20 protein-coding genes are annotated in these 14,124 nt (G+C 48.8%); 1 reads left to right on the top strand and 19 read right to left on the bottom strand.

Annotation, left to right across the window (positions count from 1 at the left end; all coding sequences use genetic code 11):
* Window positions 1-33: 33 nt before the first annotated feature.
* Window positions 34-813 carry a Nif3-like dinuclear metal center hexameric protein gene (locus GGR41_RS07355; RefSeq protein WP_276509343.1) on the bottom strand — a complete coding sequence of 260 codons (780 nt, stop codon included), beginning with the start codon at window positions 811-813 and terminating at the stop codon, window positions 34-36.
* A gap of 88 nt (window positions 814-901) precedes the next feature.
* On the opposite strand from GGR41_RS07355, the gene GGR41_RS07350 reads away from it, so the two are divergent.
* The gene (locus tag GGR41_RS07350) at window positions 902-1,618 is read left to right on the top strand and encodes an alpha/beta hydrolase family protein (protein WP_167661319.1); all 717 of its coding nucleotides are present in this window, start codon (window positions 902-904) and stop codon (window positions 1,616-1,618) included.
* Between the two features lie 77 nt (window positions 1,619-1,695).
* On the opposite strand, the gene sorU is transcribed toward GGR41_RS07350, so the two are convergent.
* The 18 genes from sorU to GGR41_RS07260 all read right to left on the bottom strand — a co-directional run bounded on the left by sorU (window position 1,696) and on the right by GGR41_RS07260 (window position 14,105).
* Window positions 1,696-2,022: a SorU family sulfite dehydrogenase c-type cytochrome subunit gene (sorU, locus tag GGR41_RS07345; protein WP_077734211.1), complete on the bottom strand. Its 327-nt coding sequence runs from the start codon at window positions 2,020-2,022 to the stop codon at window positions 1,696-1,698.
* A gap of 71 nt (window positions 2,023-2,093) precedes the next feature.
* Complete coding sequence (gene sorT / locus GGR41_RS07340) at window positions 2,094-3,320, bottom strand: SorT family sulfite dehydrogenase catalytic subunit (RefSeq protein WP_167661318.1); 1,227 nt, start codon at window positions 3,318-3,320, stop codon at window positions 2,094-2,096.
* A gap of 148 nt (window positions 3,321-3,468) precedes the next feature.
* Complete coding sequence (tatC, locus tag GGR41_RS07335; RefSeq protein WP_167661317.1) at window positions 3,469-4,227, bottom strand: twin-arginine translocase subunit TatC; 759 nt, start codon at window positions 4,225-4,227, stop codon at window positions 3,469-3,471.
* Window positions 4,224-4,619 (bottom strand): Sec-independent protein translocase protein TatB, encoded by a 396-nt coding sequence (gene tatB / locus GGR41_RS07330; RefSeq protein ID WP_167661316.1) that lies wholly within the window; start codon window positions 4,617-4,619, stop codon window positions 4,224-4,226. Before tatB ends, tatC begins: the two co-directional genes overlap by 4 nt.
* Window positions 4,620-4,637: 18 nt before the next feature.
* Window positions 4,638-4,868 carry a Sec-independent protein translocase subunit TatA gene (gene tatA, locus GGR41_RS07325; RefSeq protein ID WP_077734215.1) on the bottom strand — a complete coding sequence of 77 codons (231 nt, stop codon included), beginning with the start codon at window positions 4,866-4,868 and terminating at the stop codon, window positions 4,638-4,640.
* 13 nt (window positions 4,869-4,881) lie between these two features.
* Entirely contained in the window at window positions 4,882-5,250 is a 369-nt protein-coding gene (locus tag GGR41_RS07320) for a histidine triad nucleotide-binding protein (RefSeq protein WP_167661315.1), read from the bottom strand.
* Window positions 5,251-5,331: 81 nt separating this feature from the next.
* Complete coding sequence (locus tag GGR41_RS07315) at window positions 5,332-5,661, bottom strand: phosphoribosyl-ATP diphosphatase (RefSeq protein ID WP_167661314.1); 330 nt, start codon at window positions 5,659-5,661, stop codon at window positions 5,332-5,334.
* Window positions 5,658-6,056: a phosphoribosyl-AMP cyclohydrolase gene (hisI, locus tag GGR41_RS07310; protein ID WP_167661313.1), complete on the bottom strand. Its 399-nt coding sequence runs from the start codon at window positions 6,054-6,056 to the stop codon at window positions 5,658-5,660. The genes GGR41_RS07315 and hisI overlap by 4 nt, the downstream gene beginning before the upstream one ends.
* A complete protein-coding gene (gene hisF / locus GGR41_RS07305; protein ID WP_167661312.1) occupies window positions 6,053-6,829 on the bottom strand; it encodes an imidazole glycerol phosphate synthase subunit HisF in 777 nt (258 codons plus the stop codon). The genes hisI and hisF overlap by 4 nt, the downstream gene beginning before the upstream one ends.
* Window positions 6,826-7,566 carry a 1-(5-phosphoribosyl)-5-[(5-phosphoribosylamino)methylideneamino]imidazole-4-carboxamide isomerase gene (gene hisA / locus GGR41_RS07300; protein ID WP_167661311.1) on the bottom strand — a complete coding sequence of 247 codons (741 nt, stop codon included), beginning with the start codon at window positions 7,564-7,566 and terminating at the stop codon, window positions 6,826-6,828. Before hisA ends, hisF begins: the two co-directional genes overlap by 4 nt.
* Before the next feature lie 42 nt (window positions 7,567-7,608).
* Complete coding sequence (hisB, locus tag GGR41_RS07295) at window positions 7,609-8,196, bottom strand: imidazoleglycerol-phosphate dehydratase HisB (RefSeq protein WP_077734221.1); 588 nt, start codon at window positions 8,194-8,196, stop codon at window positions 7,609-7,611.
* Window positions 8,197-8,210: 14 nt separating this feature from the next.
* Window positions 8,211-9,515, bottom strand: a complete 1,305-nt coding sequence (gene hisD, locus GGR41_RS07290) for a histidinol dehydrogenase (protein WP_167661310.1) — start codon at window positions 9,513-9,515, stop codon at window positions 8,211-8,213.
* A 53-nt stretch (window positions 9,516-9,568) separates the two neighbouring features.
* The gene (gene hisG / locus GGR41_RS07285; protein ID WP_167661309.1) at window positions 9,569-10,255 is read right to left on the bottom strand and encodes an ATP phosphoribosyltransferase; all 687 of its coding nucleotides are present in this window, start codon (window positions 10,253-10,255) and stop codon (window positions 9,569-9,571) included.
* 4 nt (window positions 10,256-10,259) lie between these two features.
* A complete protein-coding gene (gene murA, locus GGR41_RS07280; RefSeq protein ID WP_167661308.1) occupies window positions 10,260-11,516 on the bottom strand; it encodes a UDP-N-acetylglucosamine 1-carboxyvinyltransferase in 1,257 nt (418 codons plus the stop codon).
* Window positions 11,517-11,519: 3 nt separating this feature from the next.
* Window positions 11,520-11,756, bottom strand: coding sequence for a BolA family protein (locus tag GGR41_RS07275; RefSeq protein ID WP_077734224.1), 237 nt, complete (start codon window positions 11,754-11,756; stop codon window positions 11,520-11,522).
* Between the two features lie 4 nt (window positions 11,757-11,760).
* Window positions 11,761-12,519: an ABC transporter permease gene (locus GGR41_RS07270; RefSeq protein WP_229711233.1), complete on the bottom strand. Its 759-nt coding sequence runs from the start codon at window positions 12,517-12,519 to the stop codon at window positions 11,761-11,763.
* Window positions 12,520-12,608: 89 nt separating this feature from the next.
* Window positions 12,609-13,376, bottom strand: coding sequence for an ABC transporter ATP-binding protein (locus tag GGR41_RS07265; RefSeq protein ID WP_167661307.1), 768 nt, complete (start codon window positions 13,374-13,376; stop codon window positions 12,609-12,611).
* Window positions 13,377-13,463: 87 nt separating this feature from the next.
* Window positions 13,464-14,105: an MlaC/ttg2D family ABC transporter substrate-binding protein gene (locus GGR41_RS07260; RefSeq protein WP_167661306.1), complete on the bottom strand. Its 642-nt coding sequence runs from the start codon at window positions 14,103-14,105 to the stop codon at window positions 13,464-13,466.
* Window positions 14,106-14,124: the final 19 nt, after the last annotated feature.

Raw genomic sequence — 14,124 nt, 5'->3', positions numbered from 1 at the left:
AATAAAGCCCGTGGAAATACGGGCTTTATTGTTTTAGATAGGGTTGTTGAGGTCGATAAATTCCACTTGAACCTTAAAGTGTTCGGCTACTTTTTCGCCTAATGCTTTCACACCATACCGCTCGGTGGCATGGTGGCCTGCCCCAATGTAAGCCGTTGAGGTCTCGCAGGCATAATGGTAGGTAGGCTCGGAGGCTTCACCACTGATATAAAGGTCTACGCCGGCTTCGATGGCCTCGCTCATGAAGCCTTGCGCTCCTCCGGTACACCATGCCAAACGCTGAATAAGTTGTTGTGGATTACCTACAGTTAATGCGTCTCTTTGTAAAATATCGCTAATTTTTGCAGAGAGAGACTCTAGGGTTTCAGGTATATCTAAATAACCAGTTTGTATAAGGTTGCTAGGGCCGATGCCTTTAGGTAAGCCTTCTGCATCCAGATCGTGCTTAAAGCCTAGCTGCCGAGCAAGTTGGGTATTGTTGCCGACTTCGGGGTGTGCATCGAGTGGCAAATGGTAGGCGATAAGATTCAGGTTGTGTTGCAGTGCATACGCAATACGTTTTCTTTTCATGCCACGAATGCGTTCGTCTTCGTTTTTCCAAAACCACCCATGGTGAACCAGTACAGTGTCCGCACCGCGTTCTACTGCTGCCTCGAGCAGAGCTAAGGAGGCCGTCACCCCAGTGACGATATGTTGTACTGTTTCAGCCCCTTCAACTTGAAGGCCGTTTGGGCAGTAGTCTTTAAAGCGCTGGGTTTCTAGATAAGAATCCAGCCATGAAACCAGTTCGTTACGAGTCATAGAGGTCGACATAGCTAATGCAAAAATGAATAGGGAGAACACCCCTAGTTTAGTCCTAACGTATATGGCAGTCTAATTGTGATCATTAAAAAGGTAGGCTATGCAAACAACAGCTACATCAATCGCGTATGGAAGTCATTCCGAACAACATTACGAATGGTACGAGCCATTGGCAGAGGTACCGCCCAAAGGGGTAATTGTGCTGGTGCACGGAGGGTTTTGGCGGCAACCGCATACGTTGGTACAAATGCACCCATTAACGGATTTCTTTTTAGAGCAAGGGTGGGCCGTAGCCAACCTAGAGTACCGTCGTGGTAATTGCGGTGGTGATTGGCCTCATATCCTAGAGGATGTGCTCCAAGGCTTTCAGTCAGTACGTCAACAAATGCAACAACGCCAACTACGTGGCCCGCTGGTGGGAATAGGGCATTCGGTAGGCGGGCAGCTCGTTTTGCTGGCAGCACAAGAGCAAGATTACGTGATTGCATTAGCGCCTGTCACGGACGTAAGCCGTACTGCGCAGGAAGACTTAGGTGAATCGGCGGCACAAGCTTTTTTTGGGGCACGGCTGGATGAGGTCGCCAGAGCCGCTTCGCCTATTCATCAGTTGCCCAGTCAGCGCTCCATACTGGTCGTGCATGGTGAAGACGATCAGCGTGTTCCTCTACAGCATTCCATTGACTATATCCAAGCATTAAAGGAAAAAAACCCAAAGGCAGAGTTCTGGCCAATTCCAAACTTGGACCATTTTTATATTATTGACCCGCACTGCGATATCTGGCCAAAAGTGCTGGGTTATCTGGATCATACTATCTGATCGCATAAATACAAATGCGGCACTAAACGATAAAGTCTAGTGCCGCATTCAGATGGCGTAACTAATGTCGTTAGGACTTAGTTAGTTGCATCAACCACATAAGCAATAATGGCTTCGCGATCGGCTTCGTCCATAGCGGAGAACGAAGGCATAGCACCCATTCCTTCCATCATGGTTTTACGAATACGATCTGCATCGGGTTTGAGTTCGTCTAAGTCAGGCCCAATGGTGCCTGCTGCATCTGCATCTTTAAGTGTATGACACACGGCACAGGCGATAGGCTGTGCACTACCTGCAAACAAGGTTTTGCCTTGTTCAAGTTGAGCTGCGTCTGCAGCAATAGCTGTAGAGCTTAATAAGGCTAAAGTTACTGAGCTAAGTACGCTGAGTGTAGTTTTCAACATATTTTTTTCGTACAAAAAAGGATAAAAGGCTGAGCCTAAGCTCAGCCTAATAGCATAAAGTAATAAGCAAATTAAGCAACAGTAATTGTGAGCGCGTGATCGTTCCAGCTGTTGTTTAAATAACCACGGTTATTCTCTAGACGCTCGGCAGGCTGTTCATCGCCAGCCTTGTTAGTAGCACGACTTGCTAAGGTGTAAGTCCCTGCTTTGAGGTTTACAGGCAACACAAATTGACGCCAAGCGAATGGACCTAAGTCTGGACCAGTGAACTCGGCTTTTTTCCATGTTTTACCGCCATCCACTGAGACTTCGACGCCGGTGACCTCGGAGGTACCACCCATGGCTAAACCTTGAATTTGAAGGTTGCCGGCTTTGAGTTTTGCATCGGGCTCGCCTGGATGCGTGATCCAGGATTTAACGGGCATTTCCCAAACGGATTTTTGCGTTGGGGCGCCTTTTTCGCCCTGAGGCGCTAGGCGGTAGCCGGTTTGTTGGATGTTAGCTGCAGACTGCTCGGTAGTGAAAGCCAAACGTTTAATGTATTTAACGTTGTTAACACCCGTGTAGCCAGGAACGATCAAGCGTAAAGGACCACCGTGAGCTAAAGGTAGTGGCTCGCCGTTGATTTCCCATGCTAACAATGCATTTTCAATGCCTTCGAGGGGAACAGAGCGTTCGACTTGGATGGTATTAGGATCTAGACCCTCGGGGATGGGCTCGCCACCGGTACCGGTCATGTATTTAGCGTCGGCATTCATGCCGCCTACGTGTTCAAGTACGGCTTTTACAGGCACACCTGTAAACATAACGCAACCAGCAGCGCCGACTGTCCACTGTGTACCGCTAGGTTTGCTTGGGAAGTAAGCGCGACCGTTACCGGAACACTGCAACACCATAGCGACGGTGGTGACACCTAGCGTTTTTAGCTCGGCTACGCTGATAGTAACTGGGTTTTTAACGCCTTCGATTTGTAGCTGCCAAACATCTGGGTCTGCAACGATGTCTTCGCTGGGTGGAGAGATGTTGTTACGTACAAAGAGACGATCTAAAGGAGTAATCACACCGCTACCAAACGCATTGCGTTTGGTTTCCATGGTGTTAGCACTGTGAATAATGAGGCTGTCAGCATTTTTCCAGCTGGCGTAGGCGGGTAAATCGATTTTCTTTTTTTCGTCTTGAGCTGCGGCTAAGGCTTTAGCGGCAGGGGTAAGGCTACCAATCGCCCCGATGGAAGCTAAACCAATAGCACCACCTGTAGTTGTAAGCAGACTGCGACGAGAGTGGTTAATTGAATTCATAACGCACCTTGTGTGTAGTAGTTGATTGTTATATGAGGGGGTAGTTTAGATCTTATTGTTATTTAGATATAGGAGATTTTACCCTAGTATATAACGCTAAAAACGAGCCAGTTTGGCTCGTTTTTTAATATATACATCGTTTTTCGTGTTATTGAAGGTCGGCGTCGTATTCGATAACATCAGGTTTTTTGACCAAGTTAGCGAAAATAATACCAATTTCATATAACAAACAAAGCGGCCCAGCCAACAGGAATTGGCTAATGACATCGGGCGGCGTAACGACTGCGGCAATAACAAAAGCCCCAACAATGACATAGCCTCGGATCTCACGAAGTTTTTTAACGGTCGTGAGACCAGTTTTAACCAATAAAACCACTGCAATAGGGACCTCGAAGGTAATACCAAAAGCAATGAACATCGTCATGACAAAGTTAAGGTAAGCCTCGATATCTGGCGCAGGAGTAATGGAATCGGGAGCAAATGACGCAATGAAATGAAAGACCGTTTTAAACACCACGAAATAACAAAAGCTCATCCCCAAAATAAAGAGCAACGTACTAGAAAAAATAAGGGGGATAGCCAGTTTCTTTTCGTGGGAATATAAACCGGGCGCAATAAAAGCCCATGCCTGATACAGCACAATGGGCAATGCAATCACAAAAGAGGTCAATAAGGTGACCTTTACGGGCACCATAAAAGGCGTAATCACCCCTGTGGCAATCATGCGAGTGCCTTGTGGTAGAGACGCCAGCATAGGTTGGGCTAAGAAGTCGTAAATGACGGAAGGCCCAGGATAAAGAAACAACACCACAAACACAGCCAGTACGCTAACTACCGCTTTCATAAGACGGCTACGTAACTCGACCAAGTGAGAAATAAAGGTGTCACTAGCAGGAGTCGTGCTCATTCTTTTTTACCATCAGCGCTGTTATCTGAAGCAGCTGGTTGAGAGGTGTCTTTGGTTGAGTCAGCCAAAGACTTGGCCATCGTTTCGGTATCGTGTTCAAGTTCGTTGACGGCCTTGCGCGCTTCCTCAAGGGGGTCTTTAATTTGGTTACCGAACTGATTGACGGACTGCTTGATCGAGGAGGAGGCGTCTTCCATTTGTTTTTTAATGGAGCTGATCTCGTCCAAGTCAATTTCACGTTGAATATCGGTTTTAACCTCGTTCATGTAGCGTTGCGCACGCCCAAACATGTGGCCTACGGTACGAGCAACACGTGGCAGGCGTTCAGGGCCGAGAACGACTAATGCTACAACACCGATGAGTAAAAGTTCGCTGAAGCTAATGTCAAACATAGTGATAAACGAGACGTATTAGTGTTTAGAGACGTCTTGTTTTTCTGTGGCTTGAACGTCTACGGTATGTTGGTCTGCGACCTGTTTAGGTGGCAGGTCGTCTTCGGACTCGGCTTCTTTGATGCCTTTTTTGAACCCTTTTACGGCACCACCTAGGTCTTCGCCAATATTACGAAGTTTTTTGGTGCCAAAAACTAAAGCAACAATGACTAGAACGACAAGCCAATGCCAAATACTAAAACTACCCATGGTAGGACTCCGGTTATGCAACAGCTGTTGCTGTGTTTTTCCAAGGGCGTTCGCCCCCAATAATATGTAAGTGCAGGTGGTCGATTTCTTGGCCACCGTCTTCGCCACTATTAATGACGATGCGATATCCGCCTTCGGCACCCGGTCTGCAGCCATTAGCTGAAGCAATCTGAGGCACGAGGGTCATCATTTTACCTAGCCAGTCTGCATCTGTGTCTGCGACGTGCTGCATCGACACAATATGGTGTTTAGGGATAAGTAAAAGGTGTACCGGTGCGACTGGGTTGATGTCTTTGAAGGCAAGAAAGTCGTCGTCTTCGTAAACCTTAGTCGAGGGAATGGTGCCGTCGATAATTTTGCAAAATAAACAATCTTGACTCATGTCTGTTCAGTGTGAGTAGGTACCGTTTTTAAATAAAGTGTGTGCTTAACTATTGTAGTGTATTGTGGGCCGTTGTTGGAACTAAGTTCGATTGGCTTTTTCCACTAAGCCAGAGATACCTTGGCGTTTTGCCAGCTCGGCAAACACTTGCGCCGGATCTACACCATAATAATTTAAGGCAACCAAACAATGAAACCATAAATCGGCGGTTTCACTAATGAGGCCTTGATGGTCTTGGTCTTTGGCCGCTAACACCACTTCGGTGGCTTCCTCGCCAATTTTTTTAAGAAATGCGTCGGGGCCTTTAGCGTAAAGTTTTGCGACATAGGAGCTATCGGGGTCACCACCAGCACTAGGCAAGCGCGCCGCCAATACAGCCATTAATTCAGTTAAAACGAGATCGGCATTCATGAGTATATGCTGTCAGGGTCTTTGAGGACAGGATCAGTGGTTTCCCACTGCGGTGTGGGGCCAGAGCAGTCTAAGCGTGAGTAAAAGCAGCTATTACGACCCGTATGACACGCAATGTCACCCTTTTGTTCCACGGTAAGCAAAATAACATCGCCGTCGCAGTCTAAACGGATGTCATGAACGGATTGGTAATGGCCGGATTCTTCGCCCTTGCGCCAAAGCTTTTTACGAGAGCGTGACCAATACACGGCTCGTTGGGTTGCCACGGTTTCTGTTAGAGCGTCGGCGTTCATCCATGCCACCATAAGAACGCGGCCAGTATGAAGATCTTGGGCGATAGCAGGGATAAGCCCCTGCGTATCGAAATGAACCTGATCTAACCAGTTTTTGCTCATAGCACCTTGATGCCTTGCTGAGCTAAATAGGTTTTGGCTTCGGCAATGGTGTATTCGCCATAGTGGAAGATGCTGGCAGCTAATACCGCTGCGGCACCGCCTTTAAGTACGCCATCAGCGAGGTCTTGTAGGGAACCAACGCCACCCGAGGCAATAACGGGAATGGATACCGCATCGGAAATAGCGCGCGTGAGAGCGAGGTCAAAGCCGGATTTGGTGCCGTCTTTATCCATGCTGGTCACTAATAGCGCGCCAGCACCCATTTCCTGCATGCGTTGAGCCCATTCGATGGCATCAATGCCAGTGGCCCGTTTACCACCATGGGTGTAGATTTCCCAACTGGATTGACCGGCGTCCGTGGTAGTTTGGCGGGCATCGATAGCAACAATAATACTGTCTTTACCGAACTGGTCGCTAGCAGAGCGTACTAAGTCTGGATTGCTGATGGCAGCGCTATTAATGGAAACACGGGTGGCTCCGGCATCCATTAGGCGTTGTACGTCAGACAAATCGCGCACACCACCGCCTACGGTAAGAGGAATCGAAATGTTTTTTGCGACCTCAGTCACGATAGATAGAATAACGTCGCGGTTTTCAGTGGTGGCGGTGATATCAAGCAAAGTGAGCTCATCAGCGCCTTGCTCGTCGTAACGACGAGCAATTTCAACAGGATCCCCTGCATCAACTAGGTCAACAAAGTTGACGCCTTTTACAACCCGACCGGCTGTGACATCAAGGCAGGGGATAATACGGCAAGCTTGTTCAGATTTCATGCTTCGTACTCGTCAGCAAAGGTTTGCGCCTTGGCGAAGTCCAAGGTGCCTTCGTAAATACTACGACCTAAGATAACGCCCTCTACCCCTTCGTTTTCTACAGCACACAGTGCATCGATGTCTTTCAGGTCAGTGACTCCACCCGATGCAATCACGGGGATGTTGACGTGCTGAGCAAGGCGTACTGTGGCTTCGATATTGACACCGGACAGCATGCCGTCGCGTCCAATATCCGTGTAGATAATGGACTCACAGCCGTAGTCTTCGAATTTTTTAGCTAAATCTAATACATCGTGACGGGAGATTTTGCTCCAACCATCGGTTGCCACTTTTCCATCACGTGCATCGAGGCCTACAATGATGCTTCCTGGAAAGGCACTGCATGCATCACGTAAAAAACCTGGGCTTTTCACTGCAGCTGTACCGATAATGACATAGCGCATGCCCATGTCTAAGTAGGTTTCGATGGTATCTAAATCGCGGATGCCTCCGCCGATTTGGACAGGAATTTCATCACTCACCGTTTCTAAAATAGCAGCGATAGCCTCTTTGTTTAGAGGTTTTCCAGCAAAAGCACCGTTCAAATCAACCAGATGTAGACGACGTGCGCCTTGTTCTAGCCATTGTTCGGCCATGGCGGCAGGGTCATCAGAAAATACGGTAACGTCATCTAAAGCACCTTGGCGCAAGCGCACACAACGTCCGTCTTTAAGGTCGATGGCAGGAATGAGTAACATGATGTAGAACCAATAAATGCGTAAAGGAAAATGGCAAAAAGGTTATAAGACACCTTTGGTGGAAGGAATCACGTTTTCACTACGTGGATCCTTTTCAAGCGCCATGCGCATGGCACGCCCAAAAGCTTTAAAAATGGATTCACATTGATGGTGGGCATTTTCGCCACGTAAGTTATCAATATGAACGGTGGCTTGTGCATGGTTCACAAAGCCTTGAAAGAACTCACGCGCTAAGTCTACATCAAAACTACCAATGCGCGCGCGTGAATAATCAACAAAATAGAACAAACCCGGACGGCCGGAGAAGTCCATGGCGACACGCGATAGAGACTCGTCCATGGGAACATAGGCATGACCATAACGACGAATACCGGCTTTATTGCCGATGGCTTTAGCGATGGCTTGGCCTAACGCAATACCAATGTCTTCAACGGTGTGGTGATCATCAATATGAGTATCGCCATCGCAGTGAACATCGAGATCGATCATGCCATGACGAGCAATTTGGTCGAGCATATGATCGAGGAAGGGCACGCCGCTATTTAGGCTTTGGCGACCTGTACCGTCTAGATTAATAGAAACGCGAATACGGGTTTCGCTGGTGTTACGAGTGACTTCAGCAGTACGCATAGTAATGACAAAAATTAAGAAGTTTTAAGTCGGTATTCGGCACTGGCAGCATGGGCATAGAGCCCTTCGCCTTTGGCCAGTGTGGCGGCGATAGGCCCAAGCGATTGAGCGCCAGTTGATGAGACATGAATAATACTGCTGCGTTTTTGGAAATCATACACGCCTAGGGGCGAGGAAAAACGCGCAGTGCGAGAAGTAGGTAAAACGTGGTTAGGGCCGGCGCAGTAATCGCCAAGCGATTCGGAGCTATAAGGGCCAAGGAAGATCGCACCGGCATGACGTAGATAAGGCAACCAAGTTTCAGGCGCATCGGTACACACCTCTAGGTGTTCGGGCGCAATAAAGTTGGCAATTTCGCAGGCCTCGTGTAAGTCTTTGACCAAAATAAGGGCGCCTCGGTCTGCTAGGCTTGTGCGAATAATATCGGCACGTGGCATAGTAGGTAGCAATTTTTCGATGGCGTTTTCGACGGCCTGTAAGTAGTCGGCATCGGGACACAGCAAGATGGACTGAGCGAGTTCGTCGTGCTCGGCCTGAGAGAAAAGGTCCATAGCGACCCATTCCGCTGGTGCGCTGCCATCAGCAATAATTAAAATTTCGCTGGGGCCGGCGATCATATCGATACCTACTGTACCAAAAACACGACGTTTGGCTTCGGCCACGTAGGCATTGCCAGGGCCGACAATTTTGTCGACGGCTTGGATGGTATCGGTACCATAAGCAAGTGCGCCAACGGCTTGGGCACCACCGATGGCGTAGACTTTATCTACGCCGCTAAGGGCTGCTGCCGCTAGCACAAGGGGGTTGCGCTCGCCTTTTGGGGTGGGCGTGACCATGATGAGCTGGCTGACCCCGGCGACTTTGGCCGGAATGGCATTCATAAGCACCGATGACGGGTAAGCGGCCTTGCCACCTGGCACGTATAAGCCGACGCGGTCAAGCGGGGTGACTTGTTGTCCTAAGCGAGTACCGTCGGCCTCGGTGTAGGTCCAGCTTTTGCCTAGTTGATGCTCGTGATATTGACGCACCCGTTGCGCAGCCGTTTCTAACGCAGCGCGTTGGGTGGGGTCGAGTGTGGTTAATGCATGATGAAGTTCGTCGTGATGAATTTCAAGTTCGGCAGCATGCTGAACCTGTACCCCGTCGAATCGATGGGTGAACTCGATGAGCGCTGCATCACCGCGTTGGCGGATGTGATGCAGGATGTCTCTACAGGCATTTTCAATAGAAGCGTCTTGCGTTTCTTCAAACGCTAATAGCTGACGCAATTCAGCATTAAACTGAGCAGTATCGGACTGCAAACGACGAATTACAGACATAAACCAGATATTCCTAAAGCGATAATCTATACGCTTAGTGTATATCGGAACGCTTAGTTTGGGGATGCTGGATCGAAAGCGGCTTGCATTAATGCATCAATTAAAGGCTGAAGTTGTGCTTGGCGCGTTTTCATGGCGGCCTGATTAATAATAAGACGCGAGGAAATCTGAGAGATTTCTTCGACCTCAGTCAGATGGTTAGCCCGTAGTGTGCCGCCAGTAGACACTAAATCCACGATAGCATCCGCTAGGCCCACCAACGGTGCAAGCTCCATTGACCCATACAATTTAATGAGATCAATGTAAACGCCTTTGCTAGCAAAGTGCTCGCGTGCGGCACGTGTGTATTTGGTGGCTACCCGCAAGCGCGAACCCTGCTTTACGGCATTGTGATAATCAAAGCCATCGGGCACGGCAACAGACATGCGGCAACGAGCGATATTTAAATCTACCGGTTGATACAGACCGCCAGGATGGCTTTCCATGTGCTCGTACAAAACATCTTTGCCTGCAATCCCAATATGAGCAGCACCGTATTGAACATAAGTGGGGACGTCGGTAGCGCGCACAATAATAATCTGTATGTCGGGCGAGTTAGTAGGCAAAATCAATTTGCGTGACGTCTCTGGGTTTTCAAGGACTTCAATGCCAGCCTGATTTAACAGAGGCATGGTTTCGTCGAAAATGCGCCCTTTGGAAAGAGCAAGGGTTAAAGGGCGATTGGGATTAGCAGGGCTCATAGCATTATTCCTGACGCAAGCGTTCGATAACAGCGCCTACGGCGGCGAGTTTGTTTTCCATGCGGTCGTAGCCGCGATCTAAGTGATAAATACGATCAATGATGGTTTCGCCTTCCGCTGCTAGGCCGGCAATAACTAGACTAGCTGAAGCACGTAAATCGGTGGCCATCACATGTGCCCCGAGTAGACGTTCTACGCCTTTGACATGAGCGGTATGACCTTCGGTTTCAATGTGAGCACCTAGACGTTGTAGTTCTTGAACATGCATAAAGCGATTTTCAAAAATATTTTCTACAATAACTGCCGTGCCTTGGGCGAGGGCATTGAGTGCCATCAGCTGGGCTTGCATGTCGGTAGGAAAACCAGGGTGTTCTGCGGTACTAAAACTGACGGACAAGGGGCGAGCATTCATACGACCATGAATACGTGTGCCATCGCACTGAATATCCAGTCCGGCCTGTTTGAGTTTTTCCAAGGTAGAACCTAAGGTGTACGGAGCCGTATTGTGTAAGGTGATAGCTCCACCTGTAGCGCCCACAGCACACAAGAACGTACCCGTTTCAATGCGGTCTGGCATGATGGCGTGTTCAGCACCATGTAAACGTTCTACCCCTTGGATCACAATACGTTCCGTACCGTGCCCTGAGATTTTTGCGCCCATTTTGATTAAGAGTTCGGCTAAATCAACAATTTCAGGCTCTTGGGCGGCATTTTCCAGTATGGTTTCGCCCTGGGCAAGGGTGGCTGCCATCAGCAGGTTTTCCGTACCGGTTACCGTAACCATATCAGTACGAATTGACGCGCCTTTTAGGCGTTTGGCCTTGGCGACCACAAAACCGTGTTCGATTTCAATGTCAGCGCCCATGGCGCGTAGGCCTTTAATATGTTGGTCTACTGGACGCTGACCAATGGCGCAGCCGCCGGGCAAGCTAACACGGGCTTCGCCAAAACGCGCTAGTAAAGGGCCTAATACCAAAATAGAAGCGCGCATGGTTTTGACCAGCTCGTAAGGAGCCTCTAGACTGGTAATTTGGGCAGCATTAAGGGTGACGAGTTCGCCATCGACAGCCGCTCGTGCGCCCAGTTGCTCGAGTAAGTTACATACAGTACGGATGTCACGTAAACGCGGTACGTTACTGAGCACTAAGTCGTCAGCAGTCAACAGACTGGCGCACAGAATAGGTAAGGCCGCATTCTTGGCGCCAGAAATAGTGATGTCTCCGTGCAGTTTCTGGCCACCGGTGATGCGTAGTTTATCCATTGATTAAGCCTTGTGTTCGTCGGGGGTAAGAGTGCGCATGGAAAGGGCGTGAATTTCACTTTTCATACGATCGCCTAGCGCGGCGTAGACAATCTGGTGACGTTGAATGCGGCTCTTGCCTTCAAAAGCAGAGCTAACAATGACGGCTTCGAAATGGGAGCCGTCGCCTTGGACCTCGATGTGGTCACACGCTAGGTTGTCACTGATGTACTGACGCACAAGTTCTGGGGTGGGCAACATAGTATTAATTCCGTAGTTTGTAGCCTGAAGCAAGCAGGCGTAGTGATAAAAAGCAAAGCACTACAAAGACTGTGCCAACCACGGCAAGACTATGCCACGGAGAAACGTCTGAGGCTGCAAAAAACCCATAACGAAAACCGTCAATGGTGTAGAAAATAGGGTTCCAATGCGATACGGCCTGCCAGAAAGGCGGCAAGCTGTGAATGGAATAAAACACACCAGATAAAAAAGTAGCTGGCATGATTAAGAAGTTTTGAAAAGCGGCGAGTTGATCGAATTTTTCTGACCAAAGCCCTGCAATAACGCCTAACGTTGCCATAATACCGCAAGATAAGACGGCAAAGCTAATTACCCACAGCGGGTTCGCAACAGGCAAGCGCACAAAAAATAAAGAAACAAGCCAAATACAGACGCCTACCGTAAGCCCTCGGATAATCGCCGCTAAAATGTAGGCAAAGAAAATTTCGCGGTGTGACAGGGGCGGCAAAAGGATAAACACCAGATTCCCCGTGATGCGGCTTTGAATTAATGATGAGGATGGGTTAGCAAATGCGTTTTGCAACATGCTCATCATCATTAAGCCAGGGATCAGAAATGCGGTATAAGGCACGGTATCGAATACGCGAACACGATCCTCGAGCACGTGGGCGAAGATTAACAGATACAAAAGTGCGGTTAAAACAGGCGCGGCCACGGTTTGAAACGCCACTTTGTAAAAGCGTAAAAGCTCTTTTTTAAATAGCGTAGGAAAACCTGAGCCCATAGTAGGCTGGGGCTTAAGTGGTTGGGTAGCACCAGGCGTGGGCTCAGTAGAGTTGGGTACGCCCCAATGCTTGGTAGTAGAGGAATCTGTCATAGTTTGTTTTCAGAATGCATAATACGAACGAAGGCTTCTTCTAGATCGCCTGTACCAGCGCGTTCAAGCAGCGCAGCAGTGGTGTCTAGGGCGACGATTTGACCTGATTTAAGCATTGCAATACGACTACACAACGCCTCGGCTTCCTCGAGGTAGTGTGTGGTTAAGAGAATGGTGTGACCTTCGCGGTTCAAGCGGGAAATAAATTCCCATAAGCTACGACGCAAGTCGACGTCTACCCCAGCGGTAGGCTCATCTAAGATAATGACCGGCGGACGGTGCACCAAGGCTTGAGCAACCAAGACGCGTCGTTTCATACCGCCAGACAAGGCACGCATGTTGGTGTGGCTTTTATCTGAGAGGCCAAGATGATGCAGAATTTCATCAATCCAGTCGTCATTGTTGCGTAAACCAAAATATCCCGATTGCAGCTGTAGGGTTTCACGTACAGTAAAAAACGGGTCGTAGACGATTTCCTGCGGCACTACACCCAACGCGCGGCGCGAGTTGCGGTAATCGGTTTCCACATCAAAACCACAGATACTAGCACGGCCCGTTGTGGCCTTGGAAAGCCCAGCCAGTATGGAAATCATGGTGGTTTTACCCGCGCCATTGGGGCCGAGCAAACCAAAGAACTCACCTTGTTCAATCGTGAGATTAACGTCTTGAAGCGCCTGAAAGCCTGAGCCTGTTGCTAAACTAAACAGACCCTTTTTTTCAGGGGGGAAAATTTTAGAGATGTTTTCTAATTTGATTGCAGACATAGGCACACAATAAAAATCTGGCCCACCATGAGCCAGATTTCTATTATAAGGGAGCTGAGTTAAAACCCTAACGGTATCGTTAAAGTGTTAAGGGTTTTGCACGGGCATGGTTTGTTTATTAAGGCTATCAATTAGGCCATCGATACCATTGCGCTGAATGACTTCAGCGAACTGGTTGCGGTAGTTTTGAATGAGCCAAATGCCTTCGACGTTAAGGTCGTAAATGAGCCACCCCTCGGGGGATTGCTCCATGCGGTAGTCTACACCCACTGCTGGGCCATCGCGTTGGATAATAGTGGTGCGCACGACCACGTCATCCGCATTCGCGTCGCCACGGAACGGGCCGACTTGAATGGAAGACAGTTTGTTGACATTTGCCAACGCACCACTATAGGTACGGATCAAGGTGTTTTTAAAGGCCTCGACCAACGCATTGCGTTGCTCAGGGCTGGCTTGTCGCCAATAGCGCCCGGTAGCTAAACGAGTAGTTTTCTCAAAATTCACATAGGGCAGTACGTACTGATTCACTAACGAGTTAATGGCAGCACGATCACCCTTTTGTGCGGCAGCGTCGTCTTTTACGGCCTCAAGGGCTTGAGTTGCAATTTTATCGACGAATTCGGCCGGTGGTTGTTTGCGGTCGACATTTTGTGCATGGGCGTGAGACATGCCTAAGACCAAAGCAAGCGCCGTTAACAGTGCAGAAAAATAGTGTTTGGCTAACAACATAAAACATCCTTTTTTGAGG

Source organism: Paenalcaligenes hominis (assembly GCF_011927625.1).
GTDB classification, from domain to species: domain Bacteria; phylum Pseudomonadota; class Gammaproteobacteria; order Burkholderiales; family Burkholderiaceae_B; genus Paenalcaligenes; species Paenalcaligenes hominis.
Note: the sequence above shows the minus strand (reverse complement) of the source record. Positions and strands in the feature narration are given on the sequence as shown.

Coding starts and splice junctions, on each gene's coding strand:
- tatA (WP_077734215.1), bottom strand. CDS start 4,868: ATGGGTAGTTTTAGTATTTGGCATTGGCTTGTCGTTCTAGTCATTGTT.
- hisB (WP_077734221.1), bottom strand. CDS start 8,196: ATGCGTACTGCTGAAGTCACTCGTAACACCAGCGAAACCCGTATTCGC.
- sorT (WP_167661318.1), bottom strand. CDS start 3,320: ATGAATTCAATTAACCACTCTCGTCGCAGTCTGCTTACAACTACAGGT.
- hisA (WP_167661311.1), bottom strand. CDS start 7,566: ATGTTACTCATTCCTGCCATCGACCTTAAAGACGGACGTTGTGTGCGC.
- murA (WP_167661308.1), bottom strand. CDS start 11,516: ATGGATAAACTACGCATCACCGGTGGCCAGAAACTGCACGGAGACATC.
- hisG (WP_167661309.1), bottom strand. CDS start 10,255: ATGAGCCCTGCTAATCCCAATCGCCCTTTAACCCTTGCTCTTTCCAAA.
- GGR41_RS07315 (WP_167661314.1), bottom strand. CDS start 5,661: ATGAATGCCGATCTCGTTTTAACTGAATTAATGGCTGTATTGGCGGCG.
- GGR41_RS07320 (WP_167661315.1), bottom strand. CDS start 5,250: ATGAGTCAAGATTGTTTATTTTGCAAAATTATCGACGGCACCATTCCC.
- GGR41_RS07275 (WP_077734224.1), bottom strand. CDS start 11,756: ATGTTGCCCACCCCAGAACTTGTGCGTCAGTACATCAGTGACAACCTA.
- GGR41_RS07270 (WP_229711233.1), bottom strand. CDS start 12,519: ATGGGCTCAGGTTTTCCTACGCTATTTAAAAAAGAGCTTTTACGCTTT.
- hisD (WP_167661310.1), bottom strand. CDS start 9,515: ATGTCTGTAATTCGTCGTTTGCAGTCCGATACTGCTCAGTTTAATGCT.
- tatC (WP_167661317.1), bottom strand. CDS start 4,227: ATGAGCACGACTCCTGCTAGTGACACCTTTATTTCTCACTTGGTCGAG.
- sorU (WP_077734211.1), bottom strand. CDS start 2,022: ATGTTGAAAACTACACTCAGCGTACTTAGCTCAGTAACTTTAGCCTTA.
- GGR41_RS07265 (WP_167661307.1), bottom strand. CDS start 13,376: ATGTCTGCAATCAAATTAGAAAACATCTCTAAAATTTTCCCCCCTGAA.
- tatB (WP_167661316.1), bottom strand. CDS start 4,619: ATGTTTGACATTAGCTTCAGCGAACTTTTACTCATCGGTGTTGTAGCA.
- GGR41_RS07355 (WP_276509343.1), bottom strand. CDS start 813: ATGTCGACCTCTATGACTCGTAACGAACTGGTTTCATGGCTGGATTCT.
- GGR41_RS07260 (WP_167661306.1), bottom strand. CDS start 14,105: ATGTTGTTAGCCAAACACTATTTTTCTGCACTGTTAACGGCGCTTGCT.
- hisF (WP_167661312.1), bottom strand. CDS start 6,829: ATGAAATCTGAACAAGCTTGCCGTATTATCCCCTGCCTTGATGTCACA.
- GGR41_RS07350 (WP_167661319.1), top strand. CDS start 902: ATGCAAACAACAGCTACATCAATCGCGTATGGAAGTCATTCCGAACAA.
- hisI (WP_167661313.1), bottom strand. CDS start 6,056: ATGAGCAAAAACTGGTTAGATCAGGTTCATTTCGATACGCAGGGGCTT.